This window comes from Mesorhizobium sp. M7A.F.Ca.CA.004.04.2.1, assembly GCF_004022825.1.
In the GTDB taxonomy this organism is placed as follows: Bacteria; Pseudomonadota; Alphaproteobacteria; order Rhizobiales; family Rhizobiaceae; genus Mesorhizobium.
The window spans coordinates 1-3,769 of sequence record NZ_RZPH01000602.1 but is presented as its reverse complement, the minus strand read 5'-3'; the positions used below and the strand labels follow the sequence as shown (position 1 = coordinate 3,769).

4 protein-coding genes are annotated in these 3,769 nt (G+C 62.2%); 1 reads left to right on the top strand and 3 read right to left on the bottom strand.

The features are described from left to right. Together clpX and clpP are read right to left on the bottom strand one after the other, a co-directional pair. The coding region (clpX, locus tag EN893_RS23490) for an ATP-dependent Clp protease ATP-binding subunit ClpX (RefSeq protein ID WP_128361810.1) at positions 1 to 861 on the bottom strand (861 nt) is incomplete at its 3' end. Between the two features lie 297 nt (positions 862 to 1,158). After that, positions 1,159 to 1,788 carry an ATP-dependent Clp endopeptidase proteolytic subunit ClpP gene (gene clpP / locus EN893_RS23485; RefSeq protein ID WP_013532191.1) on the bottom strand — a complete coding sequence of 210 codons (630 nt, stop codon included), beginning with the start codon at positions 1,786 to 1,788 and terminating at the stop codon, positions 1,159 to 1,161. 339 nt (positions 1,789 to 2,127) lie between these two features. On the opposite strand from clpP, the gene EN893_RS23480 reads away from it, so the two are divergent. Then, positions 2,128 to 2,718 carry a hypothetical protein gene (locus EN893_RS23480; protein ID WP_128361809.1) on the top strand — a complete coding sequence of 197 codons (591 nt, stop codon included), beginning with the start codon at positions 2,128 to 2,130 and terminating at the stop codon, positions 2,716 to 2,718. A 17-nt stretch (positions 2,719 to 2,735) separates the two neighbouring features. Here EN893_RS23480 and EN893_RS23475 read toward each other — a convergent pair. Next, positions 2,736 to 3,769 (bottom strand): FAD-dependent oxidoreductase (locus EN893_RS23475; RefSeq protein ID WP_128361808.1); only part of this gene is annotated, 1,034 nt, incomplete at its 5' end.

Here is a 3,769-nt window from a genome sequence, read left to right as displayed (position 1 = left end):
GCGGAAGACATCGCCAGTGCGGCGATCCTCGGGCGAAGCGACGACCGCGCCGAAACCGATCGAGGTCTTGCGGCCGCGATCCGAGATGATCTTGTCCAGCCCGGCGAAGGCGCCGCCGCAGATGAACAGGATGTTGGCTGTGTCGACCTGCAGGAACTCCTGCTGCGGGTGCTTCCTGCCGCCCTGCGGCGGCACGGAGGCGACGGTGCCTTCCATGATCTTCAGGAGCGCCTGCTGCACGCCCTCGCCCGACACGTCGCGGGTGATCGAGGGATTGTCCGACTTGCGCGAAATCTTGTCGATCTCGTCGATGTAGACGATGCCGCGCTGGGCGCGCTCGACATTGTAGTCGGCCGATTGCAACAGCTTCAGGATGATGTTCTCGACGTCCTCGCCGACATAGCCGGCTTCGGTCAGCGTCGTCGCGTCAGCCATGGTGAAGGGCACGTCGATGATGCGGGCCAGCGTCTGCGCGAGCAGCGTCTTGCCGCAACCGGTCGGGCCGATCAGCAGGATGTTGGACTTCGCCAGCTCGACATCGTTGTTCTTGCCGGCATGTGCGAGGCGCTTGTAGTGGTTGTGGACCGCCACCGACAGCACGCGCTTGGCGTAGGGCTGACCGATGACATAATCGTCGAGAACCTTGAGGATCTCCTGCGGTGTCGGCACGCCTTCGCGCGACTTCACCATCGAGGTCTTGTTCTCTTCACGGATGATGTCCATGCAGAGTTCGACGCACTCGTCGCAGATGAAGACCGTCGGACCGGCGATCAGCTTGCGCACTTCGTGCTGGCTTTTGCCGCAAAACGAGCAGTAAAGCGTGTTCTTGGAATCGCCGCTGTTGTTGCCGACCTTGCTCATTTTCATGTCCTTTCATGGCCGCCCGCCGATGGTCTGGCTGAAAGGGCGCATACTCTATCTATCGCGGGAATCCGCCGCCGCCAGTGTGTCCCGGCTCCCGCAACGCATTCCGTACGAAACACAAATCAGAAAACGTGGCAATGATTCGCGACAACCCCGCATAAAGCTAAGCCGCCGAAACTCAACATAGCCTTAACGTAGGCAATCCTGTCCCCCGAGGGAACAGCCAATTGTGGCCGAAATGCCGCAAGACGCGCCAAAAGCGCGTGATGGTGCCATCCAACTGCCAACTTGCCTTTATGCCAGCGCCCCTTCGGCCGCCTCGCGCGACGAAATGACCTTGTCGATGAGGCCGAAATCCTTGGCTTCGTCGGCGGTCATGAAATGGTCGCGGTCGAGCGTTTTCTCGATCTCTTCGTAGCTCTTGCCGGTGTGCTTGACGTAGACCTCGTTGAGGCGACGCTTCAGCTTGATGATATCCAGGGCATGGCGCTCGATGTCGGACGCCTGGCCCTGGAAGCCGCCGGAAGGCTGGTGAACCATGATGCGGGCGTTCGGCGTGGCAAAGCGCATGTCCTTGTGACCGGCGGTCAGGAGCAGCGAACCCATCGAAGCCGCCTGGCCGATGCAGAGCGTCGACACGGCCGGCTTGATGAACTGCATGGTGTCGTAGATCGCCATGCCCGAGGTGACGACGCCGCCCGGCGAATTGATGTAGAGGTTGATTTCCTTCTTCGGATTCTCGGCTTCGAGGAACAAAAGCTGCGCGCAGACCAGCGTCGCCATGCCGTCCTCGACCGGACCGGTGATGAAAATGATGCGCTCCTTGAGGAGGCGCGAGAAAATGTCGTAGGCCCGCTCGCCGCGATTGGTCTGTTCGACCACCATCGGAACGAGGTTCATGTAGGTTTCGACGGGGTTCTTCATCAGATATCTCTTATCTCGCGGTGGGATTCCGGCGCCGGGAATGCCGGCAGATCGGGCAGAATCGGTTCTGGATCGTTATTCCGTAAATAGGATGCCGGCTCATCCTTGTGCAAGGCCGACCCCTCCTAGCCATCTGGGTAAGTCGAATCAAGCTTTCTGACCAAGGATTCGCGGGCGGCGGATGCTTCCGCGGGTCCGGAGCCGCATGGCCGGCCGCGCAAGGTAGCAGTTTCTTAACCGCGTCACTTAACGAAATGCGCCGAAACCGCTTTTTTCCGAGACGGCTTCCTCTACAATTCAACGTTGAACTTATGCGTAGAGTTCAACAGGGGAAGTGTCATGCCCGGGAAAACCGCATGCTTCACCATCGCCGGCCGCCGTCTGCGAAATCGTGCCGAGCATGGTCAGGCCGGCGGCCGCGCCGTCGAATGTTACGAGCCGGTCCGCAGTCCGGCCGTCTACGACACGGTCTATGAAGACGTGATGATCAGTCCGCCCGGTCAGCAGGTCGACTATATCGCCCCTATCTATGGCACGCGCGAGCGCGTCGTGATGACCGTTCCGGCGCAAGTGACCTACCAGGTCGTGCCGGCCGTCACCCGCACCGTCTACCGCACGGTCCGGATCGATGGCGGCGGCTATTCCTGGGAATGGCGCGTCGTCCATGGCCGCAAGGTGCTGTGCAAGGTCTGGCACAAGGCGCGCTACGAACGTGTCGCCAAAACCGTGGTGATCCAGCCCGAACGCACGCGGCGCGTGGTCATCCCCGCACAATACGACAGGATCGCCCAGGAGGTGCTGGTGCGGCCGGAGCAAAGGCGCATCATCGATGTTCCCGCCTCCTACCAGACCGTCGCGCGTCGTGTGCTGGTTCGCGAGGGTTCATCGGGCTGGCGGCGGGTGCATATTCCCAGGCATTGCCAGAATTAGGTCACCCCCGGCGGCGCTCAGGCGACCTCCGCCCGCAGCCATGCCTTCAAGCCGGCAATATCCCCATCGCCGACAGCAGCGGCAACGCGCCTGCCGACCGCCGCGCCGAACTTGTAGCCGTGACCGGAGCATGCCGAGACAACAAGGCATTTGCCCTTTTCATGCGCCATGAATTTTTCGTCTGATGTGAAAGTGTAGGCGCAGGTGACGACCTCGGTCACACGATAGTCCTCGATGCGGTCGATCGGCGGCGAAAACAGGTTGCGGATCGCCTCGCCCTCGCCCGCCACCGGCTGACGGTTCCAATCGGCGTCGCTGGTCGGCACCCTGTGCCGCCCGGACCCGAATTTCATGCCGGCGCCGCCGGAGGGCGGGATCACATAGCCGTCGATCGCGCCGCCGACATCGAGGACGACCGGTGCCGCCTGCCAGGCCGCCTCGAGATCGGCGGGCGGTTCGACATAGGCAAGTGCGGTTCGATAGGTCTTCAGCTCGCCGTCCAGCTCCGGAAACAGTTTCAGCACCCAGGCGCCGGCGGCGACAACGATGCGGTCGGCCTGCATGGTCTCACCGCTTTCGAGCACGATGTGGCCGGCTTCGGCGTCGACTTCGACGACCTTGCTATTTTCGTAGACATTGGCGCCGTTGGCGCGCAGCCACTTTGCCAGGCCGGACGCGATCTTGCGGCAATGCAGGGCGCCGCCTTCGGTTGAGAAATAGGCGTAGCGGAACGACCCGGCTTCCAGGAACGGCCAGCGCTTCACCGCAGCATCGGGCTCCAGCAATTCGAACGGAAAATTGCCTTCTTCCAGGCCCTCGCGATATTCCTCGGCCTCGTCGCCCGGCTCGCGCGAAATGCAGACAAATCCTCTGGGATCGAGGTGGCTTTCGCCGAGATCGGCCCACATCTCGTCCCAGGCCTGGTAGGCTTCGGTGATCAGCCGGCCATAGCCGGTCCCCGCGCGGTAGGCGCGGCGGATGATGCGATGATGGTCGCCCGACGCGGCCATCGGGTTTGGGATCGGCCCTTGCTCGACGATCGAAACGCTGT

Excerpts from the sequence above, each read along its gene's own strand:
- EN893_RS23480 (WP_128361809.1), top strand. The coding sequence starts at position 2,128 with ATGCCCGGGAAAACCGCATGCTTCACCATCGCCGGCCGCCGTCTGCGA.
- clpP (WP_013532191.1), bottom strand. The coding sequence starts at position 1,788 with ATGAAGAACCCCGTCGAAACCTACATGAACCTCGTTCCGATGGTGGTC.